Here is a 26,778-nt window from a genome sequence, read left to right on the forward strand (position 1 = left end):
GATTTTGCAAAATGAAGATGCCAGCAAAACCGGCTTTGCCGGGGCGGTGGATTTGCAAACCCGCCCGCGACAGGGTCACGGGCGGGGCATGGTGATTCGCAGGCCCGGACGGTTCAGCCGTAGGCGGCGACGGGGGTTCCGGCCAGCGCGCTCATGTTCAGCAGCCCGCGCGTGGTGATCGAGGGGGTGACGATATGGGCGCGGTTGCCTAGCCCCATCAGGATCGGCCCGACCTCCAGCCCGTTGGCGCGCATCTTCAGCGCGTTGCGCACGCCCGACGCCGCGTCGGTTCCGGCAAAGACCAGCACGTTGGCCGCACCCTCCAGCCGCGATCCCGGAAAGATCCGGTCCCGCAGTTCCGGGTCAAGCGCCGCATCCACATGCATTTCGCCGTCATACATGAAGTCGGGCTTGAAGGTTTCCAGAATGGCCAGCGCCTCGCGCATCTTGCGGCCGCTATAGGTGTCCAGATTGCCGAATTGCGAATGGGCGCACAACGCGATCTTTGGCGTCATGCCAAAGCGGCGGACATGACGGGCCGCGCCCATCACCGTATTGGCGACCTGCAACGGCGTCGGGTCGTTATGGACCTGCGTGTCGGCGATGAACAGCGGCCCTTCCTGCATGATGATCATCGACAGCGCGCCGATCGGGTCGAGCCCTTCACTGGCCAGAATTTCCCGGACATAGCGCAGATGCCACGCATATTGTCCGAAGGTGCCGCAGATCAGGCTGTCGGCCTCGCCCCGGTGAACCATGACCGAGGCGATGGCGGTGGTATTGGTGCGCATGATCGCACGCGCGATATCGGGCGAGACGCCGCGCCGTGCCATCAACTGGTGATAGGTTTCCCAGTAATCGCGATAGCGCGGATCGTTTTCGGGGTTCACGATTTCGAAATCGCGCTCTGGGCGGATCGGCAGGCCGGCGCGTTCGGCGCGCATGGCGATCACCTCGGGGCGGCCGATCAGGATCGGCTTGTCGGTGGTTTCCTCCAGCATCGCATTGGCGGCGCGCAGCACGCGCTCATCCTCGCCCTCGGCGAAGGCGATGCGGCGTTCGCTGGTCGCGGCGGCCTCGAAGACCGGGCGCATGATCATGGCCGAGCGGAAGACCGAACCGTCCAGCTTGCGCTTGTAGCTGTCCAGATCCTCGATCGGGCGGGTGGCGACGCCGGTTTCCATCGCCGCACGCGCCACGGCGGATGAGACGACTCCCATCAGCCGCGGATCGAAGGGCTTGGGGATCAGATATTCCGGCCCGAATGTCAGCGTCTCGCCCAGATAGGCGGCTGCGGCCTCGGCGGTGGTGGTGGCGCGGGCCAGCGCCGCGATGCCTTCGATACAGGCCAGTTCCATCTGGTCGTTGATCGTCGTCGCCCCCACATCCAGCGCACCGCGGAAGATGAAGGGAAAACACAACACGTTGTTGACCTGATTGGGAAAATCGCTGCGCCCGGTGGCGATGATCGCATCGGGGGCGACCTCTCGCGCCAGATCGGGCAGGATTTCCGGCATGGGATTGGCCAGCGCGAAGATAACTGGACGCGGCGACATGCGCGCCACCATCTCGGGTTTCAGCACGCCGGGACCGGACAGGCCAAGGAACAGGTCAGCCCCCTCGATCACCTGATCCAGCGAGCGCAACGCGCTGTCCTGCGCATAGGCGGCCTTTTGCGGGTTCATGTCCTCGGTCCGGCCCTGATGGACCAGCCCGTGGATGTCGCACAGCCAGACGTTCTCGCGTTTCACGCCCAGCTTCAGCAGCATGTCCAGACAGGCGATGCCCGCCGCCCCGCCGCCGGTCGAGACGACCTTGATATCCTCGAACCGCTTGCCCGCGACATGCAGTGCATTGGTGGCGGCGGCACCCACGACGATGGCGGTGCCGTGCTGGTCGTCGTGAAAGACCGGAATGTTCATCCGCTCGCGGCACAGTTTTTCGACGATGAAACAGTCGGGGGCCTTGATGTCCTCAAGGTTTATCGCGCCGAAGGTGGGTTCCAGCGCGCAGACGATATCGGCCAGCTTCTCGGGATCGGATTCGTTCACCTCGATATCAAAGCAGTCGATATTGGCGAATTTCTTGAACAGGACCGCCTTGCCCTCCATCACCGGTTTCGAGGCCGCCGCGCCGATATTGCCCAAGCCCAGAACCGCCGTGCCGTTCGACACCACCGCGACCAGATTGCCCCGCGCGGTATAGCGGGCGGCATTCATCGGGTCGCTCTGGATCTCAAGGCAGGCTTCGGCCACGCCGGGGGAATAGGCGCGGGACAGGTCGCGACCATTCGCAAGGGGTTTGGTCGCCCGGATCTCAAGTTTGCCGGGACGTGGAAATTCGTGGTAATCCAATGCATCCTGGCGGGTCTGATCCTGCCTGCGATCTTCCATCTAAGCCTCCTTCGCGTCGGTTAGTTCACCGTTAAACCATTTTTTGCGCAAGGAACAGATGGCGCGCGCGTGCATTGTGTCAGGCTTGCATTGTGACAAGGCGGGGCGCAGAACATTCGGATGGAACGCCCGGTCGGGATGACGAACAAAGGGGAATGGCAATGACGCTGATGGATGCGGCCCGCGATGTGCGCGAACGGGCCTATGCGCCTTATTCCAGATTCAAGGTCGGGGCGGCCATCCGGGGTGCTTCGGGCAAGATTTATGCCGGCTGCAATGTCGAGAACGTGGCCTATCCCGAGGGCACCTGCGCCGAGGCCGGGGCGATTGCCGCGATGGTCGCCGCCGGAGAGACCGAGCTGATCGAGGTCGCCGTGATCGCCGATGCGTCCGCCCCCTGTCCCCCCTGTGGCGGCTGTCGCCAGAAACTGGCCGAGTTCGGGCGCGCCGATACGCCGGTTCTGCTGGCGACGATAGCCGGGCAGACGATGGCGACGACGGTCGGGGAATTGCTGCCGGGCCGGTTCGGGGCCGAACATATGGACCGGGCGGAATGACCGATCCGCGTCCTGTCATCGCCGCCATTCGCGACGGGCGCGGGCTGGACGGGCCGGGTGCGGCGCTGATCGCGCAGGGGCTGGCCAATGGCTCGGTCAGCGATGCGCAGGCGGGGGCATTCGCGATGGCGGTGCTGACCCGTGGAATCGGCACGCCCGGGCGGGTGGCGCTGACGCGGGCGATGCGCGATTCCGGGCGGGTGCTGCGCTGGGAACTGCCGGGGCCGGTGGTGGACAAGCATTCCACCGGCGGCATCGGCGATACGGTCAGCCTGATCCTTGCGCCGCTTCTGGCGGCGGCGGGGGCCTATGTCCCGATGATCTCGGGGCGGGGTCTGGGCCATACCGGCGGCACGCTGGACAAGCTGGAGGCGATCCCGGGGCTGAGCGTGCAGCAATCCGAGGATGATTTCCGCCGCATCACGCGCGAGGCCGGATGCGCCATCGTTGCGGCTTCGGGCGATCTGGCACCAGCAGATCGCAGGCTTTACGCCATTCGCGACGAATCCGGCACGGTGGAATCGATCGACCTTATCACCGCCTCGATCCTGTCGAAAAAGCTGGCGGCGGGGCTGGATGCGCTGGTCCTCGACGTGAAGGCCGGGGTGGGGGCGTTCCTGAAATCGCCCGAGCAGGCGCGCGATCTGGCCGAGGCTCTGGTCACCACCGCCAATGGCGCGGGATGCCGGACATCGGCCTTCATCACCGATATGGACCAGCCGCTGGCCCGCAGCGCCGGAAACACGCTGGAGGTGGCCGAGGCGATCCGCGTTCTGCGCGGAGAGGCGGGGGCGCTGCGCGATCTGACGCTGGAACTGGCGGCGGAATGCCTGCATCTGGTCGGACGCGGGGCGGATCTGGCGGCGCTGCTGGACAGCGGCGCTGCGGCCGAGGCTTTCGGACGGATGGTGGCCGCGCAGGGCGGGCCCGCCGATCTGCTGGACCGTCCCGACCGGCATCTGCGCGCGGCCCCGGTAATCCGCCCCGTGCCTGCGCCCGAAGGTGTCGTGACCCATATCGACGTGGCGGCGCTTGGCCATGCGGTCGTGGCCCTTGGCGGTGGCCGGGTCCGCGCCGGAGAGGCCATCGACAACAGCGTCGGTCTGGATGCCCTGGCGCGGCTGGGTGAACCCGTCGGCCCCGACCGCCCGCTGGCGATGATCCATGCGGGGGACGAGACCGCCGCCGAAATCTCTGTCGCTGCGGTGCGCGCCGCCTATGATATAGGCAGGTCAACCACTTCGGGACCATTGATTCGCCACAGGATACGGCCGGATGCCTGAGAAGACGATGGCTGGGAAGCGCGCATTCGTGATCGTCATGGACAGCGTCGGCATCGGCGGTGCGCCCGATGCCGACCGCTTTTTCAACGATGGCCGTCCCGATACCGGCGCGAACACTGTCGGCCATATTGCCGCGCGACAGCGACTGAACATGCCGCATCTGGACCGTCTGGGTCTGGGCGCCGCGCTGCGGCTGGCCAGCGGCGCCGAAGTGGACGGTTTGGGCACCGAGCCGCAAGGGCTGTGGGGGGCCGCGACGGAAATCTCGCCCGGCAAGGACACGCCCTCGGGTCACTGGGAGATAGCGGGCGTGCCGGTCCCGTGGGAGTGGCACTGTTTCCCCGACACCACCCCCGCCTTTCTCCCCGAAGTCACCGAGCGGATCTGCGAACTTGCCGCGACCGGGGGCATCCTTGGCAATTGCCATGCCTCGGGAACCGAGGTGATCGAGGAATATGGCGAGGAACATATCCGTACCGGCTGGCCGATCTGCTATACCTCGGTGGACAGCGTGTTGCAGATCGCCGCGCATGAAGAGCGTTTCGGCCTGAACCGCCTTCTGGCGCTGTGCGAGGGGCTGGCGCCGATGCTGCACGAGATGCGGGTGGGCCGGGTCATCGCGCGCCCCTTTCTGGGTGACAAACCGGGCGCCTTCCACCGCACGCCGAACCGCCGCGATTTTGCCATCGCGCCGCCCTCTGACACGATGCTCGACATCGCCCATGCGGCGGGCCGCGTGACCCATGCCATCGGCAAGATCGGCGATATTTTCAGCCATCGCGGCATCAGCCATCTGTGGAAGGGGCGTTCGGATGCAGAACTGGCCGATCACCTGATCCGGCTGGCCGGTCAGGCCGAACCCGGCAGCCTGACCTTCGCCAATTTCGTCGAGTTCGATTCGAATTTCGGGCACCGGCGGGATGTGGCGGGCTATGCCGCGCAGCTGGAATGGTTCGACACCATCGCCGGGCAGTTTCTGGCCGCGCTTCGCCCCGGCGATCTGGCGATCTTCACGGCCGATCACGGCAATGACCCCAGTTGGCGCGGCACCGATCACACCCGCGAAAGGGTGGCCGTGCTGGGGCATGGGCTGGGCGCGCGGGCCATCGGCCATGTCGGCTTCTCGGATATCGGCGCCTCGGTCATGGATCATCTGGACCTGCCGCCGACTCATCACGGGCGCAGTTTTCTTTGAGGGATTTCCGGTGAGCGGCAGCAAGATCGAACTTCACCTGCATCTGGAGGGCGCGGCGCCCCCCGCCTTCATTCGCGGGATCGCCGCCGAAAAGCATGTCGATCTGTCCGGCATCTTCGACGCGCAGGGCCATTATGCCTATGATGATTTCGACGGTTTCCTGCGTGTCTATGAGGCCGCGACCAGCGTCTTGCGGACCCCGCGCGACTATGCCCGCCTGCTGGCCGAGGTGCTGGAGTGTTCCGTCGGGCAGGGCGTAATCTATACCGAGCTTTTCATCTCTCCTGAATTCTGCGGCGGTGCCGATCTGGCGGCATGGCGCGACCATCTGGCCGCGATGACCGAGGTGGCGGAACGCGCAAGGGGGCAGGGAATCGACAGCCGCGCGGTGCTGACCGCCATCCGTCATATGGGCCCCGACCGGGCCAGACAGACCGCCATCTGCGCCGCCGAGACCGCGCTGGATGCCGGGGGCGGCTGGGTCACCGGCTTTGGCATGGGCGGCGCCGAGACCGTGGGGCAGGCGACCGATTTCCACTGGGCCTTCGATTGCGCGCGCGAGGCCGGGCTGGGCCTGACCTGCCATGGGGGCGAATGGGGCGGGCCGGACAGTATCCGGCAGGCCTTGGCGCTGGGATGCACGCGTATCGGCCACGGCATCAGCGCCATTCACGACCCGGCGCTGATGCGCGATCTGGCCGACCGGCAGATCACGCTGGAGCTTTGCCCCGGCTCGAATATCGCGCTGGGGCTGTGTCGTGACTGGGCCGCCCATCCCATCGCGCAGCTGGTGGATGCCGGGGTCCGGGTGACGGTCTCGACCGACGATCCGCCGTTTTTTCACACCACCATGCGGCACGAATATCAGCGGCTGGCCGACGCTTTCGGCTGGGGTCTGGATGAATTCAACCGGATCAATAAATGGGCCCTTGACGCGGCTTTCTGCGACAGTGAAACCCGTGAAAGGCTGAGAAAGGAATTCGCGTGAGCCAGAAACACCTGACCATCATCGACCACCCTCTGGTCCAGCACAAGCTGACGATCATGCGGCAGAAGGATGTCTCGACGGCGGGCTTCCGAAGGCTTTTGCGGGAAATCAGCCTGCTGCTGGCCTATGAGGTCACGCGCGAGCTGGAGCTGACCACCACCCGGATCGAGACGCCCATCTGCGAGATGGACGCGCCGATGCTGGAGGGCAAGAAGCTGGCGCTGATCTCGATCCTGCGGGCGGGCAACGGTCTGCTGGACGGGATACTGGAGATGATCCCCTCGGCGCGGGTGGGCTTTGTCGGGCTGTACCGCGACCCCGAAACCCTGCAACCCGTACAGTATTACAACAAGGTTCCCAAGGAACTGGACGCGCGGATGACCATCGTCGTCGATCCGATGCTGGCCACCGGCAATTCGCTGGTCGCGGCCATCGACCTGCTGAAACAGGCGGGGGCGAAAAACCTGCGTTTCCTGTGCCTTCTGGCCGCGCCCGAAGGGGTCGAGAGGATGCGGCAGGCCCATCCCGATGTTCCGATCTTCACCGCCGCGCTGGACGAGAGGCTGGACGATCACGGCTATATCGTGCCCGGTCTGGGCGATGCGGGCGACCGGATGTTCGGCACGAAATAGCGCCGGTTAACCGACGGTTCAGGTTTTTGCCCTAAGCACGATTGCAATGGTGCGAATCGTGGGGCGACAATGCGGGTCTGGCTGGTTTTTCTGTGGCTTCTGGCTTTGGCCGCAAGGGCCGTGGCCGCGCCCGAACCACCGCCGCCGCAGGATTTCGCGGGCGCGCAATATATCGACGGCAGCGGTTGCGTGTTTGCGCGGGCGGGTGACAATTGGGCGCCGCGTCTGGACCGGCAGGGCGCGCCGGTCTGTGGCTTTCCTCCCACCCTGTCGCAGCGCGGGCTGAATCTGGATGCCGCGCCACGCCCCACGGTCGAGGACCGGCTGTTCGAGCAATTCTCGCAAGGGCTGCGCGACGGCGAATTCACCGCCGACCCACGCCAGCGGCAGGAACTGCACGATCCCGGCCTGCCTGACCGGCAAGACCCGCTGACCCGCAACCTGCAAACGGCCATCGCCCGGCAAGAGGCGTTACGCGCCGCCATGTCCGGTGCGCGCGAAAACAGTGATCTGTGCAACTTGCTGGGCTATCACTCTGACCCCTCAGATCAGCCGGCTTTGGGCGGCGATGTGACCTTCGGGCTGTGCCCCGGCATGCGGGCCGATCCGCCCCGCGCGATCCTGACCGAAGGCGCAAGGCTGGATCGGGTGAAGGTGGCGGCGGCTGAACCCGTTGACGATGAAGCGCAGACTGAGGCGGCGACACCTGCGGCATCGCCGGGCATCGCGGCACCAGTGGCCCGACCCGCTGCCGGGACTTCGCCCGACAAGGGCAAGCGATCCGCGCAGGCGGCCCCTGCAGCGCGGCGTCCGGTGCCTGCCGTCCCGGATGTCGAGATGATCCCGGCAAATGCCCGCTATGTGCAGGTCGGCCTTTATCCCGATCAGGCCAGCGCCGAAATCATTGCGCGGCGTCTGATTGCGCGCGGATATCCGGCGGGACTGGCGCGGCGAGACGGCTATGCCCCCGATGTGCGGGCAGTGCTGGCCGGACCGTTCGAGGATCGGGGCCGGTTGGTGCGGGCGCTGAACGATCTGCGCCGTCAGGGCTATGACCGTGCCGTGGCGCGCTGAGGCGGCGGCAGGCCCGCCGCCCCGGTCTTGGCGCGGTTCAGCCCAGTCGCAGCATCCGGTGCTTTTTCTTGCCGATCGAGACTTTCAGCCCGTCCCCGATCAGCTGCGCCGTGACCGGCATCTGCGGATCGCCGACCGCTTCGTTGTTCAGTCGCAACCCGCCTTCCGCGATCAGCCGCTTGGCCTCCTTGCCCGATCCGGTCAGCCCGGCCTGAACCAGCATCTGTACCACCGACAGCCCTTCGGTCAGCGCCACGGCGGGCAGCAGCGCCACTTCCAGATCGCCGCCCGCGCCGCCCTGTTCAAAGACCTCGCGCGCCGTGGCCTCGGCGCTGGCGGCGGCATCGGCGCCGTGCAGCAGGGTGGTGACCTCATTGGCCAGCCGCACCTTGGCCTCGTTGATCTCGGACCCCTGAAGCGCGCCAAGGCGGTCGCATTCCGCGACCGGCAGTTCGGTATAAAGCTTCAGGAACCGCCCGACATCGGCATCGGTTGTATTGCGCCAGAACTGCCAGAACTCGTAAGACGACAGCATCGCGCCGTTCAGCCAGACCGCGCCGCCCGCCGATTTGCCCATCTTGCGCCCGTCGCTGGTCGTCAGCAACGGAGAGGTCAGCCCCCAGACCACTGCATCATCGACCCGGCGCGTCAGATCGACACCATTGACGATATTGCCCCACTGATCCGATCCGCCCATCTGCAACTGGCAGCCCTGACGGCGATGCAACTCAAGAAAATCATAGGCTTGCAGGATCATGTAGTTGAATTCCAGAAAGGACAGCGACTGCTCGCGGTCCAGCCGGGACTTCACCGATTCGAAGGACAGCATCCGGTTGACGCTGAAATGCCGCCCGATATCGCGCAGGAACTCCAGATAGTTCAGCCCGTCCAGCCATTCCGCATTGTTCAGCATCCGCGCCCCATCCGGGCCGTAATCCAGATAGCGCGCAAAGACCTGCTGCATCCCGTCGATATTCGACTGGATCGCGGCCTCGTCCAGCAGCGGGCGCTCGTCCGAGCGGAAGGACGGATCGCCCACCTTGGTCGTACCGCCGCCCATCAGCGTGATCGGACGGTTGCCGGTGTTCTGGAACCAGCGCAGCATCATGATGTTCAGCAGATGCCCCACATGCAGGCTGGCCGCCGTCGCGTCATAACCGATATAGGCGGTGACCGGCCCCGCCAGCAGCGCCTGATCCAGCGCCTGATAATCCGTGCAGTCGGCGATATAGCCGCGCTCGGCCATCACATGCAGGAAATCGGATCGGGGCTGGTAGGTCATGGGCTTTTTCCTTCTGATGGCGGCGGATATACCGGCTGCGGCAGTAAAGGAAAAGGCGAATGATCCGGGCTTTGGGAATGATGTCGGGCACCTCGCTGGACGGGGTCGATGCCGCGCTGATCGAGACCGACGGCATCCGTATCGGCAGTTTTGGCCGCAGCGCGTTTCGGGCCTATTCCGACAATGAAAGCGCGGTTCTGCATGGCGCGCTGGGGTGCTGGCCCGGTGACAAGCGCACGGCCGAGGCGGCGGCGATATCCGTCGCCAGCCATGCGGCGCTGGCGCAGGATTTCCCCGAGGCCGGGTTGATCGGTTTTCACGGCCAGACGCTGGCCCATGATCCGGGCGGGTGGGGCACCCATCAGGCGGGCGACGGTGCGGCGCTGGCACGGCAGGTGGGGCGCCCGGTCGTCTGGGATTTCCGCAGCGAGGATGTACGTCAGGGCGGAGAGGGGGCGCCGCTGGCCCCGTTCTTTCACTGGGCTTGCGCGGAATGGGCGGTCGGGCAGGGCAGGCTGCCCGCGCGGCCCCTGTGTTTTCTGAACCTTGGCGGCGTCGGCAACCTGACCTGGGTCGATCCGACCGCCACCGCGCCCGAGGCCGATGGCGCCTGTCTGGCCTTCGACACCGGCCCCGCCAACGCGCCGATCAACGATCTGCTGAGGCAGCGTCGCGGGTGGACGCGGGATGAGGGTGGGGCGCTGGCGCTGTCCGGGCAGGCGCGGCACAACGTGGTCGCGGATTTTCTGCGCCATCCCTATTTCCAGCGTCCGCCGCCGAAATCGCTGGACCGCGACAGTTTCGCCGGTCTGGCGGATCAGCTGCGGGGCCTGTCCGATGCGGATGCGGCGGCGACTCTGGTGGCGGTGCTGGCGGAATCGGTGGCGGCAGGGATGCGCTGGTTTCCCCGGCTTCCGGAACAGGTGCTGGTTTGCGGCGGGGGCCGTCACAATCGCGCGATCATGGCGGCGCTGTCCGCGGTGCTGCCCTGTCCGGTTCAGCCGGTCGAGGCGGCGGGACTGGATGGCGACATGCTGGAGGCGCAGGCCTTCGGCTGGCTGGCGGTGCGGGTGCAACGCGGCTTGCCGACATCGGGGCCGTCCACCACCGGCGCGCCGAGGCCGGTCTGTGGCGGGCGCATCTCGTGGCCGCGCATTGGTTAACGGCTATTCGGCGGCTTTCTCGGCCGCCTTGGCCTGATCCCACAGCCGGTCCATTTCCGCCAGGTCGCTGTCCTCGGGGCGGCGGCCATCTGCGGCAAGAGACGCCTCTATCGCGTTGAATCGGCGGGTGAATTTCGCATTGGCTCGGCGCAAGGCCAGTTCCGGGTCGATGTTCAGATGCCGCGCCAGATTGGCCATGACGAACAGCAGGTCGCCAAATTCCTCTTCCATCGCCTCGGGGCCAAGATGGTCGCGCGCCTCGACCAGTTCGGCGGATTCCTCGGTGATCTTGTCCAGAACCTCCTCGGCGCCCGGCCAGTCGAAGCCCACCCGGGCGGCGCGGTTTTGCAGCTTGAGCGCCCGGGTCAGCGCAGGCAGCCCAAGCGCCACCCCGTCCAGCGTGCCGCGTTCGGCCTTGCCCGCGCGTTCGACGGCCTTGATCGCCTCCCAGTCGCGGACCTGCTGCTCGGCCGATTTGTCGCGGTTTTCGTCGCCAAAGACATGCGGATGGCGGAATATCAGCTTGTCGGAAATAGCCGCCGCGCAATCGGCGAAATCGAACATCCCGGCCTCCGTCGCCATCTGGGCGTGGAACACGACCTGTAACAGCAGATCGCCCAACTCGCCCGGCAATTCATCCCATGCCTTGCGTTCGATCGCGTCGGCGACCTCATGCGCCTCTTCGATGGTATAGGGCGCGATCGAGGCGAAGTCCTGCTCTATATCCCAGGGGCAACCGCGATCAGGGTCACGCAGCAGAGCCATGATTTCGATCAGGCGGGCGATCTCGGCCCCGGCGTCGCGGGTGGTCCGGTTGGCGGATGCGTCGGCCATTGCATTTTCCCCGTGGTTGAGGTCCTCATGCCTGGACTGCCACACTGAAAGGTCCAAGTCCACATGCCCGTTCTGAACCGCATCGCGGATTTCGCCGACGAGATGACCGCATGGCGCCGCCACCTGCACCAGAACCCCGAACTTGGCTTTGAATGCCAGCAGACCGCCGGTTTCGTGGCCGAACGGCTGCGCGAATTCGGCGTTGACGAGATCTATGAGGGGATCGGTTCGACCGGTCTTGTGGGCATCATCCGCGGGCGGAAAGAGGGGCCGGTGATCGGGCTGCGCGCCGATATGGACGCGCTGCCGATGGACGAGGAAACCGGCGCCGAATGGGCCTCGAAAGTGCCGGGGCGGATGCATGCCTGCGGCCATGACGGCCATACGACGATGCTGCTGGGTGCGGCGAAATATCTGGCCGAGACGCGCAATTTCGCCGGCAGCGTGGCGCTGATCTTTCAGCCGGCCGAGGAAAACGGCGGCGGCGCAGATGTGATGGTGCGCGAGGGGATGATGGAGCGGTTCGGCATCGAGCGCGTCTTTGCCATGCACAACAATCCCGGTCAGGCGCTGGGGACGTTCCAGACCACGCCCGGCCCGATCATGGCCGCCGTCGATACGTTCGAGATCCATCTGCGCGGGCGCGGCGGCCATGGCGCCATGCCGCATCTGACCGCCGATCCGGTGGTTGCGGCGGTGGCCATCGTCAATGCGATCCAGACGATTTCCAGCCGCAACCACTATGCGCTGGACGAACTGGTCATCTCGGTCACCCAGATCCATACCGGCAGCGCCGACAATATCGTGCCCGAAACCGCCTGGATCTGCGGCACGGTGCGGACCTTCGATCCCGAAGTGCAGGCGATGGTGCGCAGGCGGATGACGCAGATCTGCGACGGGCAGGCGATGGGTTATGATGTCTGCGTCCGGCTGGATTACCAGCAGGGCTATCCGGCGACGGTGAACGATCCGGCCGAGACCGCCCGCGCCGTCGCCGCCGCCACAGAGATCGCCGGAGAGGCCGGGGTTTGTGACGATTCCGGGCGCGAGATGGGGGCCGAGGATTTCAGCTATATGCTGCAGGCGCGGCCCGGCTGCTATCTGTTCATCGGTCAGGGCGAGGGGCCGGGCGTCCATAACGCGAATTACGACTTCAATGACGAGGTCGCCCCGGTCGGTGCCAGCTTCTTTGCGCGGCTGGTCGAAAGGGCGCAGCCGGTCTGAGGCCCGCCGATGCAGGCCCCGGAACAGGGATAACGAAACCGTTGGCGGCACTTGACGCTGCGGGTGGTCGCGCTTTCTTGCCAAGGGCGTGCGCCGCGGCTAGGTTGCGCGCCAATTCACAAGGGTCTGCACCGTGGCAGGTCCACCAGCCAAGAGGATAGTCCATGTTCGTGACCCCCGCCTATGCACAGGCCGCAGGCGGCGCCGGTGCCGGTGCCGCCTTCGCGCAGTTCATCCCGCTGATCCTGATCTTCGCGATCATGTATTTCCTGATGATCCGCCCGCAGCAGAAGCGCGCGAAACAGCATCGCGAAATGGTGGGGGCACTGAAAAAGGGCGATCAGGTCATCACGCAGGGCGGTATCATCGGCAAGGTCGCCTCGGTCCGCGACGACGAAATCGAGGTCGAGATCGCCTCGGGCGTGCGCGTTCGCATTGTCCGTTCGACCGTCGCCCAGGTGCTGAACCCGACAACTGCGGTTGCCGCCAATAACTGAGGATCGGGGCGCCACATGCTTCAGATTGACCGCTGGAAACGCATCCTGATCATCGGGATCTGCGTATTGGGCATGTTCTATGCGCTGCCGAACCTGTTCTATAGCCGGGTCGAGGTGCATAACGATGCCGTCAAGACCATCGAGCAGACCGGTGCCGAGACGCCAGAGCTGATCGACGAGCGCGCGGGCTGGCCGAACTGGATGCCAAGTGGTCTGGTCAATCTGGGGCTGGACCTGCGCGGCGGCGCGCATCTGCTGGCCGAGGTGCATCTGGAGGACGTCTATAAGTCGCGCATGGATTCGCTGTGGCCGGAACTGCGCCGCGACATGAGCGCCGAGCGCGAGACGCTTGGCGCGATTCGCCGCGTAAGCTCGCCCGATGGCACCCTGCGCATCGAGATCGGTGAACCTGCGGGCATCAATCGCGCGGTCGAGATCGTGCGCAGCTATTCCTCGCCCGTCACCTCGCTGACCGGGGCCGGGCAAAGCAGCCTGTCGATCCGCACCGAGGGCAATGCGATCCTCGTGCAGCTGTCGGACGCGGAAAAGACTGCCAGCAATGACCGCACCGTGCAGCAAAGCCTTGAAATCATCCGCCGTCGCGTGGATGAGGTCGGCACCCGCGAACCCACCATCATGCGTCAGGGGGCAGACCGGATCCTGATCCAGGTGCCCGGCATCGGCTCGGCCGAAGAGCTGAAGGCGCTGATCGGCACCACCGCGCGGCTGACCTTCAACTCGGTCGTCTCGACCGGCACCGATCCTGACGGGCCCGCCGATGTGGGGCAGGTCGTATTGCCCGCCGCCGATCAGCCGGGCTTCTATTACACGATCGAGACCAGCCCCGTCGTCACCGGCGAGGAACTGACCGACGCCATGCCCGCGACCGATCAGAACGGCATGCCCGCGGTCGATTTCCGCTTCAACCCGACCGGCGCGCGCAAATTCGGCAACTATACCGCCGCCAATGTCGGCCAGCCCTTCGCCATCGTGCTGGATGACGAGGTGATCTCGGCACCGGTGATCCGGCAGGCGATCACCGGCGGGTCGGGGCAGATTTCCGGCTCGATGAATTTCGAAGAAGCCAGCCGTCTGGCGGTGCTGCTGCGTGCAGGTGCGCTGCCGACCGAACTGACCTTCCTTGAGGAACGCACCGTCGGCCCCGAACTGGGGCAGGACAGCATCGACGCGGGCAGCCTGTCGGCAATCATCGCGACTGTGGCGGTCGCGATCTATATGGTGCTGAGTTACGGGCTGTTCGGCGTCTTTGCCGCCACTTCGGTCATCATCAACGTGGTGCTGATCCTGTCGGCCATGTCGGTCATGGGCGCGACGCTGACTTTGCCGGGGATTGCAGGCATCGTGCTGACCGTCGGTACGGCGGTCGATGCGAACGTGATCATCTATGAACGCATCCGCGAGGAATTGCGTGCCGGAAAACGGGTGGTCCGCGCCATCAATGACGGCTTCAACGAAGCGATGAGTGCGATCATCGACGCCAATGTGACTACCTTCATCGCGGCGGCGGTGATGTTCTTCCTCGGCTCGGGTCCGGTAAAGGGCTTTGCCGTGACGCTGACCATCGGGTTGGTGACATCGGTCTTTACCGCGATCTTCCTGACACGTCTGATGATCATCTGGTGGATCGAATGGCGCAAACCCAAAGAACTGATCCTGTAAGGGGGAACGACACATGGCATTCCGTCTGAAACTCGTCCCCGAGGTTACGCATTTCAACTTCTTCCGCTGGCAATGGGCAACCTTCGGGGTGTCCGCTGCCGCCATGATCGGCTCGGTCCTGCTGGTGCTGGTGATGGGGCTGAACTTCGGGATCGACTTCAAGGGCGGCACCACCATCCGCACCGAAAGCCCGACCGCTTTCGAGGTCAGCGAATATCGCGCGGCCTTGACCCAGCTGGATCTGGGCGATGTCGCCATCACCGAGGTATTCGACCCCAGTTTCGGCACCACCCGCCACGTCGCGATGATCCGCATCGGCACCACGGACGAGACCGGATCGGTCTCGCCCGAACAGTTGAACCAGGTCGAGGCGGCGCTGCACGAGGTCGATCCCGAGGTCCGCTTTGCCTCGGTCGAATCGGTCGGGCCGAAGGTCTCGGAAGAACTCATCAGGACCGCGATCTATGCGGTCGGCGCGGCAACATTGGGGATCATGGCCTATATCTGGCTGCGCTTCGAATGGCAGTTTGCGGTCGGCTGCGTCATTGCGCTGATCCATGACGTGCTGCTGACCATCGGGCTGTTCTCGCTGTTCCAGCTGCGCTTTGATCTGACCACCATCGCGGCGCTGCTGACCACGGTCGGATATTCCTGTAACGATACGGTCGTGGTCTTTGACCGGCTGCGGGAAAACCTGATCAAATACAAATCCAAGTCACTGTTCGACCTGATGAACCTGACCGCCAACGAGACGCTGTCGCGGACCATCATGACCGGCGTGACCACAGCGATCGCGCTGACCGCGATGCTGATCTTCGGAGGTGACGTGGTGCGCGATTTCGTCATTGCCATGCTGTGGGGCGTTGTCGTCGGCTGCTATTCCACGCTTTATGTCGCAAAGAACATCGTGCTGTGGATGGGTGTGAAACGCGACTGGTCGAAGACCCAGAAAAACGTCGATTCGCCCTTCAGCGGCGCGGAAGAGCGTCCCTGATGCCGATGATCCCCACCGATTATCAGGAAGGGGCGCTGCCGGTCGATGGCTATGGGCCGGGCTTCTTCCGCGCCGGTGGGCAGGTGCTGCAAGGCGCCGTCCTTCTGGACGGCACCCGGATGCTGCCCTGGGGCGGGTTGTCGGATCGCGACACGCTGGCGGCGCTGTCGGGGCGGGTCGATGTGCTGTTTCTGGGCATGGGGGCCGATATCAGCCATCCGCCCGCCGATCTGCTGGATGCGCTGGACGCGCTGGGGATCATGGTCGAGACGATGGCCTCGGCCACGGCGGCGCGGACCTATAACGTCACCCTGTCCGAGGGCCGCCGGGTCGCCTGTGCGTTGCTGCCGTTGTGAGCCTGCTGGCCGTTCAGGATCTGGCCGTTTCCCGCGGCGGGATGCGAGCGGTCGAAGGCGTCAGCTTTGCGCTTGAGCCGGGGCAGGCGCTGATCCTGCGTGGCCCCAACGGCATCGGCAAGACCACGCTGCTGCGCACGGTGGCGGGGCTTCAGCCCGCGCTCGAGGGGCGCATCGACATGGCCGGGGATTGTGTCGCCTATGCCGCCCATGCCGACGGGCTGAAAGGCGCGCTGACGGTGACGGAAAACCTGCGTTTCTGGTCCAGCGTCTTTGACGGCGGCCCGGTCGCGCCCGCGCTGATGGCGATGGATCTGGAGCATCTGGCGGACCGTCCGGCAGCGGCCCTGTCGGCGGGGCAGAAGCGGCGGCTGGGTCTGGCGCGGCTGCTGGTCTCGGGCCGCCCGCTATGGGTGCTGGATGAGCCGACGGTATCGCTGGACGCGCCTTCGGTGGCGCGTTTCGGCGTGGCGGTGCGGGCGCATCTGGCGGGCGGTGGCGCGGCGCTGATGGCGACGCATATCGACCTTGGGCTGGATGAGGCGCGGGTGCTGGACCTGACGCCCTATCGCGCCAGACCGGGCAGGGATGCCCGACCCGCCGGCTTCAACGAGGCCTTCGCGTGATGGCGTCCGGGCAGGGCGGCGCAGGGCTGCATGTATTAAAGGGGGCCCCATGCTGGCCCTGCTGAAACGCGACCTGAGCCTTGCCACCCGCGCGGGCGGCGGTTTCGGGCTGGGCGTGGCCTTCTTTCTGATCCTCTGCGCGCTGGTGCCTTTTGGCGTCGGCCCCGAAAGCGATGCGCTGCGGCCGGTCGCTGCGGGCATCCTGTGGGTCGGCGCATTGCTGGCCTGCCTGCTGTCGCTGGACCGCATCTTCGCGCTGGATCACGAGGATGGCAGCCTCGATCTGCTGGCCACCTCGCCCCTGCCGCTGGAGGGGGCGGTGGCCGTCAAGGCCCTTGCGCATTGGATCACCACCGGCCTGCCGCTGATCGCCTCCGCGCCCCTGTTCGGGCTGTTGCTGCACCTGCCCGCGCACGCGGTGCCGTGGCTGGTGCTGTCGCTGCTGCTGGGCACGCCGGCGCTGTCGATGCTGGGGGCCTTTGGCGCGGCGATCACCGTCGGGCTGCGGCGCGGGGGGCTGCTTTTGTCGCTCTTGGTGCTACCGCTCTATATTCCTACGCTGCTGTTTGGCACCGAGGTCGTGCGGCGCGGGGCCGAGGGCATGGCGACGCTGACTCCGGTGCTGTTTCTGGCCGGGATCACCGCTGGCGTGCTGGCGCTGATACCCTTTGCCGCAGCCGCCGCCCTTCGGGTCAATTTGCGGTGAATCCCGCTTGAGCCGCCATCGAGCCGACGCTAGGGAAACGATATGTCGATCTGGGAATACGCAAATCCGGTCAAGTTCATGCGCCTGTCGGGCGCCGTGCTGCCGTGGGTGGCGGCGGCGGCGGCGATCTGCACGGTGGGCGGTGTCCTCTGGGGCTTTCTGACGCCCGAGGATTACAAGCAGGGATCCACCGTCAAGATCGTGTTCCTGCATGTGCCCGCCGCGATGATGGCGATCAATATCTGGGTGATGATGCTGGTGGCCTCGCTGATCTGGCTGATCCGGCGTCACCATGTCAGCGCGCTGGCCGCCCGCGCCGCCGCCCCCATCGGCGCGGTGATGACGCTGATAGCGCTGGCCACCGGGGCGATCTGGGGGCAGCCGATGTGGGGGACATGGTGGGAATGGGACCCGCGACTGACCTCGTTTCTGATCCTGCTGCTGTTCTATGTCGGCTATATGGCGCTGTGGTCGGCGATCGAGGACCCTGACAGCGCCGCCGACCTGACCTGCTTTCTGTGCCTTGTCGGATCGGTTTTTGCGCTGCTGTCGCGCTATGCCGTGCTGTTCTGGAATCAGGGGCTGCATCAGGGCGCCAGCCTGTCGGTCCAGTCGGGCGAGAGGATGAGCGCGGTCTATCGCCACCCGCTCTATCTGTCGATGCTGGGCTTTTTCCTGCTGTTTCTGGCGCTGCTGCTGATCCGCACCCGGACCGAGATCCGCCGCCGCAGGCTGGCCGCGTTGCAGGCAAGGGAGATACGCAGATGATCGAGCTTGGAAAATATGCCGGCACCGTGCTGGCCGCCTATGGCGTGTCGCTGGCGCTGCTGGCGGGGCTGATCTGGCACACCATTGTCGCCAATGCCCGTGCGCGGCGCGATCTGGAAAGGCAGGAACGCAATGGCTAGGCTGTCACCGCTTATCGCACTGCCGCCGCTGATCTTTGCGGCGCTGGCCGCCACCTTCTATTGGGGCATGGGCCGCGACGACCCGGATTCGCTGCCCTCGGCCATGATCGGACGCGAGGCGCCGGCCCTGCCCGAGACGACGCTGCCGGGCAAGGAACAGCTGACCGATGCGATGCTGCGCGAACCGGGCGTGAAGCTGGTGAATTTCTGGGCCAGCTGGTGCCCGCCCTGCCGCGCCGAACATCCGACGCTGATGGAGCTGTCGCAGGACATGCCGGTCTATGGCGTCGATCTGAAGGATCCCGAGGCCAACGCCCTGCGCTTTCTGGCCGAGGATGGCGACCCCTTTCACGCGCTGGCCACCGATCCGCGCGGCCGCGCCGCCATCGACTGGGGCGTGACCGCCCCGCCCGAAACCTTCATCATCGACGGCGATGGCCGGGTGCTGTACCGCTTTGCCGGGCCTCTGCTGCGCGAGGATTACACCAACCGCTTTCTGCCCGAACTGGAAAAGGCATTATCCGCCGAGCAGTGATCCCATGTCTTGCACGGTCCGATTGCAATCGCCAGACTGCCCCTGACTGGAAGCAATGGGGGGACATCATGCGGATCGGTTTGGTGACGGCGCTGGTGTTGGCTGCGGGCTCGGCCTGGGGTCAGCAGGCGGCGGATGGATTCACGCCCGAGGCGGCGACGGATACGGTTGCGGACAGCGACGCCTTTGCCGGTCTGGGACAGGCCGCGCAGGCGGGCTTGCAGGCCAAGACGGCGGGTCAGCCGGTCGCGGCGCAGGACTGGATGGTGACGGCGGCGCATCCGCTGGCGGTCGAGGCCGGCGCGCGGGTGCTGGAACAGGGCGGCAGCGCCGCCGATGCGATGGTCGCCGTTCAGGTCGTGCTGGGGCTGGTCGAGCCGCAGGCCTCGGGGCTTGGCGGCGGTGCCTTTCTTGTCTGGTATGACGCGGAAACGGGCGAGATCACCACACTGGATGCCCGCGAAACCGCGCCTGCCGCCGCCACGCCGCTGCTGTTCCAGACCGAGGATGGCGAGCCTCTGGAGTTCATGGAGGCGGTCGTCGGCGGGCGCTCGGTCGGCACGCCGGGCACGCCCGCGCTGCTGGAAGAGGCGCATCGTCGCTGGGGCCGGGCCAACTGGTCGGGTCTGTTCGCCGATGGTATCCGGCTGGCTGAAGAGGGCTTTCCGGTTTCTCCGCGTCTGGCGCAGCAGGTCGCGGGCGAGGGGATCGAGGCGCTGGGGGTCGATGAGGCCACGCGCGATTACTTCTTTCCCGATGGCCAGCCGCTGGCCGAGGGCGCGACGCTGACCAACCCGGATTATGCCGGGGTGCTGCGCCAGCTGGCCGACAAGGGCAGCCGCGCCTTCTATCAAGGCGAGATCGCCGAGGCCATCGTGGCCGCCGTACGCGGGGCCGAGGGCAATCCCGGCCTGCTGACGATGGAGGATCTGGCGCGTTATCGCGTGGTCGAGCGCGCGCCGGTCTGCGTCGAATATCGCGATCACGACATCTGCGGCATGGGGCCGCCTTCGTCGGGGGCGCTGACCGTGGGGCAGATCCTCGGGATGCTGGGCGGCTATGACCTTGCCGCCTTGGGGGCCGACAATGCCGAAAGCTGGCGGCTGATCGGCGATGCCTCGCGTCTGGCCTTTGCCGACCGCGAACGCTTCATGGCCGACAGCGATTTCGTGCCCATGCCGGTCGAGGGGCTGGTGGCGCCCGATTATCTGGCCGAGCGTGGCGCATTGCTGGCGGGCGATGACAGCCTGCCCGAAGTCACGGCGGGCCAGCCGGGCTGGAGCCATGCGATGCTGTGGGGGCGCGATACGTCGCCGGAACTGCCCTCGACCTCGCATATCTCGATTGTAGATGCCGATGGCAATGCGCTGTCGATGACCACGACCATCGAGAACGGCTTTGGCTCGCGGGTCATGGCCAACGGGTTCCTGCTGAACAACGAGCTGACGGATTTTTCCTTCACCACCCATGACGAGGCCGGATATCCCGTCGCCAACCGGGTCGAGCCGGGCAAGCGGCCGCGGTCCTCGATGGCGCCGACCATCGTGCTGAAGGACGGCCAGCCGGTGCTGGTGATCGGCTCTCCGGGTGGCAGCCGGATCATCGGCTATGTCGCCAAGGCGATCATCGGGACGCTGGATTGGGGGCTGGATGTGCAGCAGGCGATCTCGTTGCCCAATATCGTGAACCGTTTCGGGCCGATGGATGTCGAGGCGGGCACCGATGCCACTGCGCTGTCGCAAGCCCTGTCCGATCTGGGGTTCGAGATCTCGGAGACCGAACTGACCTCGGGGCTGCAAGGGATCGCGATTTCGCCCGAGGGTCTGACCGGCGGGGCCGATCCGCGCCGCGAGGGCATTGCTATCGGCGGGTGAGGAGCCGGCATGATCTGGAACCGCGGGCGTTTCTTGCGTCCCGCGACCGCCGGGGGTTTTACACCCCCGGACCCCCGTAAGGTATTTGGAAGGAGTGCGAGGCCCGGGCGGGTGTTACAGGCCTGCGCGCACTGCTGCCTCGGCGGCGGTGGCCAGCGTCTTGCGGGTCTGGCCTGCGACGGGAATCGGTGGATGCAGGCGCACCGTGACTGATCCCTGACGCGGTGCGGCCAGAACCGTCAGCAGATGGGCGCCCAGCTCCATATCCGCCCACCAGCCGTAGAAGCGCGGATCGGTGCCGGGGGGGGCGTGATAGGTCACGCTCATCGGCTGGATTGCCAGCGCGTCGGGCAGGTCGGGGTCCAGAAAGCCCTGAAACAGCGTCGGCTTGAAGGGCAGCACCCGGCGCCCGTCGCTGGAGGTGCCTTCGGGAAAGAACAGCAGCCGGTGACCGGCGCGGATACGGGCGGCGAATTCCTCGGCCTGCTGGCGGGCGAGGCGGGGGTCGCGGATCACGAAATGGGTATTGGTGACGCGGGTCAGGATATTGATGCCGGGCCAGCCCGCCACCTCGGCCTTGGACACGAAAAAGACCGGCATCGCGGCATTCATCGTCAGGATGTCCAGCCAGCTTGAATGGTTCGCCACCACCGCGCCGGGGCCGGTCATCGCCGCGCCCTCGCGCCGCCAGCGGATGCCCATCGCGGCCAGCGTCAGACGGCAGACGATCTGCACATGCGGGCCGGTCCAGGGGCGGCGGGGGCCGTGGATCAGGCGTTCGACCCCGCGCAGGGGCAGGATCAGGATCACCCCGATCAGCAGCACCAGAATGGCGGGCAGACCGCGCCGGATCACCCGCCACCACGCGGCGATGCCGCGAGGGGCAGGCAGAGGCGGCGGGGTTTCACCACGCCATGTCGCCTGACGCTGCAAAGGCTGGTCGGTCATTGGCCCTGCCAGCGGCCTTCATAGAATTTGCGGTGCTTGGCCGACATGGCGGAAGTGTCCATCAGCAAGAACACATCGGTCGTATTGAAATCGCGGTCGATGAACGCGCCTTCGCCGACCACGCCACCCAGACGCAGATAGGCCTTGATCAGCGCGGGCATGCTGATCATCGCCTCTTTCCGGTCCAGCCTGTCGGGTGCGATCAGGTCCATGCGCTGATAACCTTCGGGGCGGGCTTTGGGGCGCAGATGCGGCGGTGCGGAATGGTGATGGTGCAGCCATGACAGCGAGGGCGCCAGCACCGGGATGTCGGTGCCGTGAAAGCTGGCGACGCCGAACAGGATCTCGATCCCGTGGTCCAGAACGTAATCGGCCAGCGCGTTCCATAAAAGGAACATCCCCGAGCCGCCGCGATGGGCCGGATCGACGCAGGACCGGCCCAGTTCCAGCAGCGGACGCCCGCAGGCACGCAGCGGTGCAAGGTCATATTCGCTGTCGCAATAGAACCGCCCGAATGTCGCCGCCTGTTCGCCCGACATCAGGCGATAGACGCCCACGACGTGATCCAGATCGCCTTCGGAACGGCGCGTATCAACAAGGCAAAGCTGATCGACCACGGGGTCGAATTCGTCGCGTTCCAGCCGCCGGTCGTGATCGACCATCTTGCCGTCGCCGCCCAGTTCCTCGACAAACACGCGATAGCGCAGTCGTTGCGCGGCCAGAAGGTCCGTCTCGGAGCGCGCGATGCGGATGTCGAAAAAGGCGGGGTCGGGTCTCATTCGGCCTGCGGATTTGTTGGCGATGCCTGCGCCGACTGTCTAGGCGGGGTGGCATCCCAATGCAACAGCCTGTTCCCCGTCGTGGATGATCGCGGAGTCAAATCGGTTGATTAACACAAGTTAAGGTTGCATTGTCCGGTTTATGTTAATCGAGTCACCCTGTTACAGATCGTCCCGTCTGAGAATGCGCAGCATCACCCGGCTGCCGTCGATCACCTGTTTTCCGCCTTCGGTGAAATTCACCGTGATCCGGGTCCCGATCCGTGATTGCACCTGTCCTTCGCCCCATTCGGGCGCGGCGGGATGGGTCACGATCATGCCGGGCTCCAATATCTCGTTCATCTGACGTCTCCAGTGTGTTCATGTTAAAAGGTATGTGCAGATGGTTCAGCAAACAACCGCAGCCGCGCGGGTCGCGGCGCAGGAACTGGCGGCGCTGGTCGGCTCTCGCCTGTGTCATGATCTTGTCTCGCCGCTGGGGGCGATCGGCAACGGGGTCGAGCTTCTGACCATGTCCGGCGACTATCCGGGGCTGCGCGACAGCCCGGAATTGCGGCTGATCATGGAATCGGTGGCCTCGGCGCAGCAGCGCATCCAGACCTTTCGGATGGCGTTCGGCCATGCCTCGGCGGATCACCGCATCTCTTGGACAGAGTTGGGGCGGCTGACCGATGCCGTCTCGGGGCAGGGGCGGATCAGGGTAAGGCTGGACGCGGCGGGCGATTTCGCGCGGACCGAGGTGCGGATGCTGATGCTGGCGCTGATGTGTCTGGAAACCGCGATGCCCTGGGGCGGGCAGGTTCTGGCGGTTCATCTGGCGCCCGGCTGGCGTCTGGTGGCCGAAAGCGACCGGATGCGCCCCGATCCGGCGCTGTGGTCATGGCTGGACGGCCCGGCCGCGCAGGACCGCATCGCGCCGTCGCCATCCGAGGTGCATTTCGCGCTGCTGGCCGAACTGGCCGATGGGGCGGGGCGCCGGCTGCAATGGGATATGGACGACAGCGGGGCCGAGATCCGGTTCTGACACACGGCGCGCCGAAAAGGGGGCAGACAGTGGGTTTTCGGCGCGCTAGAACATCGAAATGAGCCTGCCCCGCGCCCCCGACCGCCTGTCCGACGAGATGGCCGCCGCCATCGGTCACGCCGTTTCCGGCTTTGGTTTTCTGGAAGAGGCGCTGAAGCGCGCCATCTTTTCCCTGACCCGGATGGGGTTGGGCGAGGATGCCTCGGACGAGGCCTTGCAGAAATGGCTGCGACTGATGGAGAATATCGCCGATGACACGCTGGGAACGCTGATCGACAGCTTTGGCGCGGCAATGCGGCAATCCGGGGTCGCGGATCGCGAAGCCCTGCGCCAGACGCTGGACGAGCTGCGGCTGAAGCGCAATCTGCTGTGCCATGCCTCGTGGCGGCCGGGCAAGCAGCCGGGACACTGGTATCCGACCTTCGTCAACACCCGAGGCGAGCGTCACCCCGACGACATGACCCCCGCCGATGTCCATGCCATCCATGCCGATACGCTGAGGGCGGGGCGGCGCATCGTGTCGATCATGCGCGCGACCGGCATTGCCGGGGAATGGGCGGGCTATGAAGAGGAAGAGGGATGACGGCCGATTATCCGCAGATCTGGTTTCTGGGCTTTGTGGTGCTGGCCATTCTGACGGGGATGGGGTGGCCGCATGGTCCGGGCTGGCTGATCTGGCCCGGCGGGTTGCTGATGGGGGCGGGCACCGCGCTGATGGGGGCGGCGGTCATCGCCATGCGCCGGGCGCGCACCACCGTCGATCCCTATGGTCGTCCTGCCGCGCTTGTGGTTTCGGGTGTGTTCGCGCTGAGCCGCAATCCGATCTATCTGGGCAATGCGCTGCTGCTGGCGGGGTTGTGTCTGGTCATGCGCGCGCCGTTTGCGGTGATCGTGCTGGTTCCTGCCTTCGTGCTGGTGATCTCGTCCCGCTTCATTCCGCGAGAAGAGGCGCGTTTGCGCGCCAGCTTTCCGCGGGAATTCAGCGACTATTCCGCCCGGACCCGCCGTTGGCTGTGACCTGATCGCGGGGCGGCACCTTTCGCGCGTTGCAACGCGGGCGGCGGCGCGCTAACACCCGTCAAATCCAAGACGAGAGGCTTTCATGTCGTCCCCCCTTCGCCTGGGTATCGCCGGGCTTGGCACCGTCGGGATCGGTGTCGTCAAGATCGTTCAGAAACATGCCGGCCTGCTGGCCCGGCGCTCGGGCCGTCCGGTCGAGATTACCGCCGTCAGCGCGCGCGACCGGATGAAGAACCGCGATGCCGATCTGTCGGCCTTCCGCTGGGAGACCGACCCGATGGCGCTGGCCACGGCAGAGGATGTCGATGTCTTTGTCGAACTGATCGGCGGCGATAACGGTATCGCGAAGGACAGTATCGAGGCGGCGCTGCGGGCGGGCAAGGATGTGGTCACCGCCAACAAGGCGCTGCTGGCGATGCATGGGCAGGAACTGGCGGAACTGGCCGAAAGCCTTGGCCGGGCGATCCGTTTCGAGGCCGCCGTCGCAGGCGGCATCCCGGTCATCAAGACGATGACGGAATCGCTGGCCGGGAATGACATCACGCGGGTCATGGGCGTGATGAACGGCACCTGCAATTATATCCTGACCCGCATGGCCAGTGCAGGTCTGCCCTATGCGGCGGTGTTCGAAGAGGCGCGGCAGCTAGGCTATCTCGAGGCCGATCCGACGCTGGATGTGGGCGGGATCGACGCGGGGCACAAGCTGGCGATCCTGTCCTCGATCGCCTTCGGAACACGGGTGAATTTCGATGCGGTCGAGATCGAGGGGATCGAGCGGGTCAGCATCGACGACATCAACCGCGTTGCCGATATGGGCTATCGCATCAAGCTGCTGGGTGTGGCGCAGATGACGCCGCGCGGGCTGGAACAGCGCATGTCGCCCTGCCTCGTGCCTGCCGACAGTCCGTTGGGACAGTTGATGGGCGGCACCAATATGGTGGTGATCGAGGGTGACAGTGTCGGCCAGATCGTGCTGCGCGGCGCCGGCGCGGGCGAGGGTCCGACCGCCAGCGCGGTGATGTCCGATATCGTCGAGATCGCGCGTGATATCCGTCTGCCGGTCTTCGGTCAGCCCGCGGCGATGCTGACCGACGCGGTTCCGGCCCGGACCGCCGTGCCCGCCGCCTATTACCTGCGGATCGAGTTGCTGGACAAGCCCGGTGCGCTGGCCAAGGTCGCCACCGTGCTGAGCGATGCTGGGATCTCGATCGACCGGATGCGGCAATATGGCCATCCCGACGGAGCCAGTGTGCCGGTGCTGATCGTGACCGACAAGACGACGCCGGATGCGATCGATTTCGCCATCGAGGCGCTGCCCGGAACCGGCGTGCTGATCGGCGATCCCGTCGAGTTGCGGATCGAGGAAGTCTGAGCTTGATCACCGGATAAGGCAGGGGGCGCTCGCGCCCCCTCTTGCGCCTGCGGCGCAATTCACCCCCTGAGGATATTTTTGCACCAAAGATGGGGCGGGCGTTCAGCTGCCGTGAATGATGCGGACGTAGTTTCGCGTTTCGCGATAGGGCGGGATGCCACCATATTTCTGCACCGCGCCGGGGCCTGCATTATAGGCCGCAAGCGCCAGCCGCCAGTTGCCGAACTGATTGTACATCATGCGCAGATAGCGCGCGCCGCCCTCGAGATTCTGCATCGGATCGAGCGGGTTCACACCCAGTTTGGCCGCCGTTCCCGGCATCAGCTGGGCAAGGCCGGTTGCCCCCTTGTGCGAGCGGGCGGACGGATTCCAGCCTGATTCCTGCTGGACCAGCCGCAGGAAAAGATCTTCGGGGATGCCGTGGCGTTGTGCCGCTGCGCGCGCATGGGGCAGAAACTCGCTGCGGCGGCCGCGATAGGCGGGAATGGCCACGGCCAGTTCGGTGGCGTCGCTTGTTGCGGCGCGGCCGGCATTGGGCTGAAGGCGGGCGGAACGCTGATATTGCGCCGAGAGGCGCGAATCCATCAGCCGGGTCTGACGCTGGAACTGATCGGCGCGGGATTTGCTGGAACTGCCGGAAAGGCGCAACCCCTCGGCCGAAACGGGCGCCGCAAGTGCGGCCAGCAGCAGGGCGCAGAGCGCCGTTTTCAGCTTGGGTTGAAACCTCATGAAGCCGCCCTCGTATCCTCATTTTTTGGAAGGACTATACAGCAAAACGCCGGTCTCGCCAGTGAAGGGATTTTCCGCCTCTGTGCGGGCTATCGGGTCGGCGGA

General features: G+C 65.8%; 29 protein-coding genes. 22 read left to right on the forward strand and 7 right to left on the reverse strand.

Annotated elements, in window-relative coordinates:
* Nucleotides 1-113: 113 nt before the first annotated feature.
* Nucleotides 114-2,393, reverse strand: coding sequence for an NADP-dependent malic enzyme (locus tag JHW40_RS10145; protein WP_090610162.1), 2,280 nt, complete (start codon nt 2,391-2,393; stop codon nt 114-116).
* Between the two features lie 161 nt (nt 2,394-2,554).
* On the opposite strand from JHW40_RS10145, the gene JHW40_RS10150 reads away from it, so the two are divergent.
* The 6 genes from JHW40_RS10150 (at nt 2,555) to JHW40_RS10175 (ending at nt 8,122) form a co-directional block, all read left to right on the forward strand.
* On the forward strand, nt 2,555-2,950 hold the full coding sequence (locus JHW40_RS10150) for a cytidine deaminase (protein WP_090610161.1): 396 nt from the start codon (nt 2,555-2,557) through the stop codon (nt 2,948-2,950).
* A complete protein-coding gene (locus JHW40_RS10155; RefSeq protein WP_090610160.1) occupies nt 2,947-4,233 on the forward strand; it encodes a thymidine phosphorylase in 1,287 nt (428 codons plus the stop codon). Before JHW40_RS10150 ends, JHW40_RS10155 begins: the two co-directional genes overlap by 4 nt.
* A gap of 7 nt (nt 4,234-4,240) precedes the next feature.
* On the forward strand, nt 4,241-5,428 hold the full coding sequence (locus JHW40_RS10160) for a phosphopentomutase (RefSeq protein WP_090610235.1): 1,188 nt from the start codon (nt 4,241-4,243) through the stop codon (nt 5,426-5,428).
* A 10-nt stretch (nt 5,429-5,438) separates the two neighbouring features.
* Nucleotides 5,439-6,416, forward strand: coding sequence for an adenosine deaminase (locus tag JHW40_RS10165; RefSeq protein WP_170851689.1), 978 nt, complete (start codon nt 5,439-5,441; stop codon nt 6,414-6,416).
* Nucleotides 6,413-7,048 carry a uracil phosphoribosyltransferase gene (gene upp, locus JHW40_RS10170; protein ID WP_090610159.1) on the forward strand — a complete coding sequence of 212 codons (636 nt, stop codon included), beginning with the start codon at nt 6,413-6,415 and terminating at the stop codon, nt 7,046-7,048. Before JHW40_RS10165 ends, upp begins: the two co-directional genes overlap by 4 nt.
* Nucleotides 7,049-7,117: 69 nt before the next feature.
* On the forward strand, nt 7,118-8,122 hold the full coding sequence (locus JHW40_RS10175) for an SPOR domain-containing protein (protein ID WP_090610158.1): 1,005 nt from the start codon (nt 7,118-7,120) through the stop codon (nt 8,120-8,122).
* 37 nt (nt 8,123-8,159) lie between these two features.
* Here the strand turns inward: JHW40_RS10175 and tyrS are convergent, their stop codons facing one another.
* Nucleotides 8,160-9,404 carry a tyrosine--tRNA ligase gene (gene tyrS / locus JHW40_RS10180; protein ID WP_090610157.1) on the reverse strand — a complete coding sequence of 415 codons (1,245 nt, stop codon included), beginning with the start codon at nt 9,402-9,404 and terminating at the stop codon, nt 8,160-8,162.
* A 59-nt stretch (nt 9,405-9,463) separates the two neighbouring features.
* Between tyrS and JHW40_RS10185 the strand changes: the two genes are divergently transcribed.
* Entirely contained in the window at nt 9,464-10,567 is a 1,104-nt protein-coding gene (locus JHW40_RS10185) for an anhydro-N-acetylmuramic acid kinase (RefSeq protein WP_090610156.1), read from the forward strand.
* 3 nt (nt 10,568-10,570) lie between these two features.
* Here the strand turns inward: JHW40_RS10185 and mazG are convergent, their stop codons facing one another.
* On the reverse strand, nt 10,571-11,401 hold the full coding sequence (gene mazG / locus JHW40_RS10190; RefSeq protein ID WP_090610155.1) for a nucleoside triphosphate pyrophosphohydrolase: 831 nt from the start codon (nt 11,399-11,401) through the stop codon (nt 10,571-10,573).
* Nucleotides 11,402-11,464: 63 nt separating this feature from the next.
* Here mazG and JHW40_RS10195 point away from each other — a divergent pair, with 63 nt between their 5' ends.
* The 11 genes from JHW40_RS10195 (at nt 11,465) to ggt (ending at nt 20,801) form a co-directional block, all read left to right on the forward strand.
* Nucleotides 11,465-12,625: a M20 aminoacylase family protein gene (locus JHW40_RS10195; protein WP_090610154.1), complete on the forward strand. Its 1,161-nt coding sequence runs from the start codon at nt 11,465-11,467 to the stop codon at nt 12,623-12,625.
* A gap of 164 nt (nt 12,626-12,789) precedes the next feature.
* A complete protein-coding gene (yajC, locus tag JHW40_RS10200; protein ID WP_090610153.1) occupies nt 12,790-13,122 on the forward strand; it encodes a preprotein translocase subunit YajC in 333 nt (110 codons plus the stop codon).
* A 15-nt stretch (nt 13,123-13,137) separates the two neighbouring features.
* Complete coding sequence (gene secD / locus JHW40_RS10205; RefSeq protein ID WP_090610152.1) at nt 13,138-14,802, forward strand: protein translocase subunit SecD; 1,665 nt, start codon at nt 13,138-13,140, stop codon at nt 14,800-14,802.
* A 13-nt stretch (nt 14,803-14,815) separates the two neighbouring features.
* Nucleotides 14,816-15,796, forward strand: a complete 981-nt coding sequence (secF, locus tag JHW40_RS10210) for a protein translocase subunit SecF (protein WP_090610151.1) — start codon at nt 14,816-14,818, stop codon at nt 15,794-15,796.
* Nucleotides 15,796-16,152, forward strand: a complete 357-nt coding sequence (locus JHW40_RS10215) for an Mth938-like domain-containing protein (protein WP_090610150.1) — start codon at nt 15,796-15,798, stop codon at nt 16,150-16,152. Before secF ends, JHW40_RS10215 begins: the two co-directional genes overlap by 1 nt.
* 41 nt (nt 16,153-16,193) lie before the next feature.
* Nucleotides 16,194-16,778, forward strand: coding sequence for a heme ABC exporter ATP-binding protein CcmA (gene ccmA / locus JHW40_RS10220; protein ID WP_244519080.1), 585 nt, complete (start codon nt 16,194-16,196; stop codon nt 16,776-16,778).
* Nucleotides 16,779-16,827: 49 nt separating this feature from the next.
* Complete coding sequence (gene ccmB, locus JHW40_RS10225; RefSeq protein WP_090610148.1) at nt 16,828-17,484, forward strand: heme exporter protein CcmB; 657 nt, start codon at nt 16,828-16,830, stop codon at nt 17,482-17,484.
* A 42-nt stretch (nt 17,485-17,526) separates the two neighbouring features.
* Nucleotides 17,527-18,252: a heme ABC transporter permease CcmC gene (ccmC, locus tag JHW40_RS10230; protein WP_090610147.1), complete on the forward strand. Its 726-nt coding sequence runs from the start codon at nt 17,527-17,529 to the stop codon at nt 18,250-18,252.
* Nucleotides 18,249-18,392 (forward strand): heme exporter protein CcmD, encoded by a 144-nt coding sequence (gene ccmD / locus JHW40_RS10235; RefSeq protein WP_090610146.1) that lies wholly within the window; start codon nt 18,249-18,251, stop codon nt 18,390-18,392. The genes ccmC and ccmD overlap by 4 nt, the downstream gene beginning before the upstream one ends.
* Nucleotides 18,385-18,927, forward strand: coding sequence for a DsbE family thiol:disulfide interchange protein (locus JHW40_RS10240; RefSeq protein WP_090610145.1), 543 nt, complete (start codon nt 18,385-18,387; stop codon nt 18,925-18,927). The genes ccmD and JHW40_RS10240 overlap by 8 nt, the downstream gene beginning before the upstream one ends.
* A gap of 68 nt (nt 18,928-18,995) precedes the next feature.
* On the forward strand, nt 18,996-20,801 hold the full coding sequence (ggt, locus tag JHW40_RS10245) for a gamma-glutamyltransferase (RefSeq protein WP_090610144.1): 1,806 nt from the start codon (nt 18,996-18,998) through the stop codon (nt 20,799-20,801).
* Nucleotides 20,802-20,915: 114 nt separating this feature from the next.
* On the opposite strand, the gene olsA is transcribed toward ggt, so the two are convergent.
* The 3 genes from olsA to JHW40_RS10260 all read right to left on the reverse strand — a co-directional run bounded on the left by olsA (nt 20,916) and on the right by JHW40_RS10260 (nt 22,870).
* Nucleotides 20,916-21,749, reverse strand: coding sequence for a lyso-ornithine lipid O-acyltransferase (gene olsA, locus JHW40_RS10250; RefSeq protein WP_090610143.1), 834 nt, complete (start codon nt 21,747-21,749; stop codon nt 20,916-20,918).
* Nucleotides 21,746-22,528 (reverse strand): L-ornithine N(alpha)-acyltransferase, encoded by a 783-nt coding sequence (gene olsB / locus JHW40_RS10255; protein WP_090610142.1) that lies wholly within the window; start codon nt 22,526-22,528, stop codon nt 21,746-21,748. Before olsB ends, olsA begins: the two co-directional genes overlap by 4 nt.
* 162 nt (nt 22,529-22,690) lie before the next feature.
* Nucleotides 22,691-22,870: a DUF3553 domain-containing protein gene (locus JHW40_RS10260; protein ID WP_090610141.1), complete on the reverse strand. Its 180-nt coding sequence runs from the start codon at nt 22,868-22,870 to the stop codon at nt 22,691-22,693.
* A gap of 40 nt (nt 22,871-22,910) precedes the next feature.
* Here JHW40_RS10260 and JHW40_RS10265 point away from each other — a divergent pair, with 40 nt between their 5' ends.
* The 4 genes from JHW40_RS10265 (at nt 22,911) to JHW40_RS10280 (ending at nt 25,944) form a co-directional block, all read left to right on the forward strand.
* Complete coding sequence (locus JHW40_RS10265) at nt 22,911-23,552, forward strand: histidine phosphotransferase family protein (protein ID WP_090610140.1); 642 nt, start codon at nt 22,911-22,913, stop codon at nt 23,550-23,552.
* Between the two features lie 58 nt (nt 23,553-23,610).
* On the forward strand, nt 23,611-24,135 hold the full coding sequence (locus JHW40_RS10270) for a hypothetical protein (RefSeq protein WP_090610139.1): 525 nt from the start codon (nt 23,611-23,613) through the stop codon (nt 24,133-24,135).
* Nucleotides 24,132-24,569: a methyltransferase family protein gene (locus tag JHW40_RS10275; RefSeq protein WP_090610138.1), complete on the forward strand. Its 438-nt coding sequence runs from the start codon at nt 24,132-24,134 to the stop codon at nt 24,567-24,569. The genes JHW40_RS10270 and JHW40_RS10275 overlap by 4 nt, the downstream gene beginning before the upstream one ends.
* Nucleotides 24,570-24,654: 85 nt before the next feature.
* Nucleotides 24,655-25,944: a homoserine dehydrogenase gene (locus tag JHW40_RS10280; protein WP_090610137.1), complete on the forward strand. Its 1,290-nt coding sequence runs from the start codon at nt 24,655-24,657 to the stop codon at nt 25,942-25,944.
* 102 nt (nt 25,945-26,046) lie between these two features.
* Here the strand turns inward: JHW40_RS10280 and JHW40_RS10285 are convergent, their stop codons facing one another.
* Complete coding sequence (locus JHW40_RS10285) at nt 26,047-26,673, reverse strand: lytic transglycosylase domain-containing protein (protein ID WP_090610136.1); 627 nt, start codon at nt 26,671-26,673, stop codon at nt 26,047-26,049.
* Nucleotides 26,674-26,778 lie beyond the last annotated feature (105 nt).

This window comes from Paracoccus alcaliphilus (genome assembly GCF_028553725.1).
Classification (GTDB): domain Bacteria; phylum Pseudomonadota; class Alphaproteobacteria; order Rhodobacterales; family Rhodobacteraceae; genus Paracoccus; species Paracoccus alcaliphilus.

Bases quoted from the DNA above. Each gene is read 5' to 3' on its own strand.
- ccmB (WP_090610148.1), top strand. From the start codon at position 16,828: ATGCTGGCCCTGCTGAAACGCGACCTGAGCCTTGCCACCCGCGCGGGC.
- ggt (WP_090610144.1), top strand. From the start codon at position 18,996: ATGCGGATCGGTTTGGTGACGGCGCTGGTGTTGGCTGCGGGCTCGGCC.
- JHW40_RS10160 (WP_090610235.1), top strand. From the start codon at position 4,241: ATGGCTGGGAAGCGCGCATTCGTGATCGTCATGGACAGCGTCGGCATC.
- JHW40_RS10150 (WP_090610161.1), top strand. From the start codon at position 2,555: ATGACGCTGATGGATGCGGCCCGCGATGTGCGCGAACGGGCCTATGCG.
- ccmD (WP_090610146.1), top strand. From the start codon at position 18,249: ATGATCGAGCTTGGAAAATATGCCGGCACCGTGCTGGCCGCCTATGGC.
- JHW40_RS10185 (WP_090610156.1), top strand. From the start codon at position 9,464: ATGATCCGGGCTTTGGGAATGATGTCGGGCACCTCGCTGGACGGGGTC.
- yajC (WP_090610153.1), top strand. From the start codon at position 12,790: ATGTTCGTGACCCCCGCCTATGCACAGGCCGCAGGCGGCGCCGGTGCC.
- JHW40_RS10275 (WP_090610138.1), top strand. From the start codon at position 24,132: ATGACGGCCGATTATCCGCAGATCTGGTTTCTGGGCTTTGTGGTGCTG.
- JHW40_RS10280 (WP_090610137.1), top strand. From the start codon at position 24,655: ATGTCGTCCCCCCTTCGCCTGGGTATCGCCGGGCTTGGCACCGTCGGG.
- ccmC (WP_090610147.1), top strand. From the start codon at position 17,527: ATGTCGATCTGGGAATACGCAAATCCGGTCAAGTTCATGCGCCTGTCG.
- JHW40_RS10145 (WP_090610162.1), bottom strand. From the start codon at position 2,393: ATGGAAGATCGCAGGCAGGATCAGACCCGCCAGGATGCATTGGATTAC.
- JHW40_RS10240 (WP_090610145.1), top strand. From the start codon at position 18,385: ATGGCTAGGCTGTCACCGCTTATCGCACTGCCGCCGCTGATCTTTGCG.
- ccmA (WP_244519080.1), top strand. From the start codon at position 16,194: ATGCGAGCGGTCGAAGGCGTCAGCTTTGCGCTTGAGCCGGGGCAGGCG.
- JHW40_RS10215 (WP_090610150.1), top strand. From the start codon at position 15,796: ATGCCGATGATCCCCACCGATTATCAGGAAGGGGCGCTGCCGGTCGAT.
- JHW40_RS10270 (WP_090610139.1), top strand. From the start codon at position 23,611: ATGAGCCTGCCCCGCGCCCCCGACCGCCTGTCCGACGAGATGGCCGCC.
- JHW40_RS10285 (WP_090610136.1), bottom strand. From the start codon at position 26,673: ATGAGGTTTCAACCCAAGCTGAAAACGGCGCTCTGCGCCCTGCTGCTG.
- JHW40_RS10155 (WP_090610160.1), top strand. From the start codon at position 2,947: ATGACCGATCCGCGTCCTGTCATCGCCGCCATTCGCGACGGGCGCGGG.
- JHW40_RS10260 (WP_090610141.1), bottom strand. From the start codon at position 22,870: ATGAACGAGATATTGGAGCCCGGCATGATCGTGACCCATCCCGCCGCG.
- secF (WP_090610151.1), top strand. From the start codon at position 14,816: ATGGCATTCCGTCTGAAACTCGTCCCCGAGGTTACGCATTTCAACTTC.
- tyrS (WP_090610157.1), bottom strand. From the start codon at position 9,404: ATGACCTACCAGCCCCGATCCGATTTCCTGCATGTGATGGCCGAGCGC.
- secD (WP_090610152.1), top strand. From the start codon at position 13,138: ATGCTTCAGATTGACCGCTGGAAACGCATCCTGATCATCGGGATCTGC.
- JHW40_RS10175 (WP_090610158.1), top strand. From the start codon at position 7,118: ATGCGGGTCTGGCTGGTTTTTCTGTGGCTTCTGGCTTTGGCCGCAAGG.
- JHW40_RS10195 (WP_090610154.1), top strand. From the start codon at position 11,465: ATGCCCGTTCTGAACCGCATCGCGGATTTCGCCGACGAGATGACCGCA.
- olsA (WP_090610143.1), bottom strand. From the start codon at position 21,749: ATGACCGACCAGCCTTTGCAGCGTCAGGCGACATGGCGTGGTGAAACC.
- olsB (WP_090610142.1), bottom strand. From the start codon at position 22,528: ATGAGACCCGACCCCGCCTTTTTCGACATCCGCATCGCGCGCTCCGAG.
- JHW40_RS10265 (WP_090610140.1), top strand. From the start codon at position 22,911: ATGGTTCAGCAAACAACCGCAGCCGCGCGGGTCGCGGCGCAGGAACTG.
- mazG (WP_090610155.1), bottom strand. From the start codon at position 11,401: ATGGCCGACGCATCCGCCAACCGGACCACCCGCGACGCCGGGGCCGAG.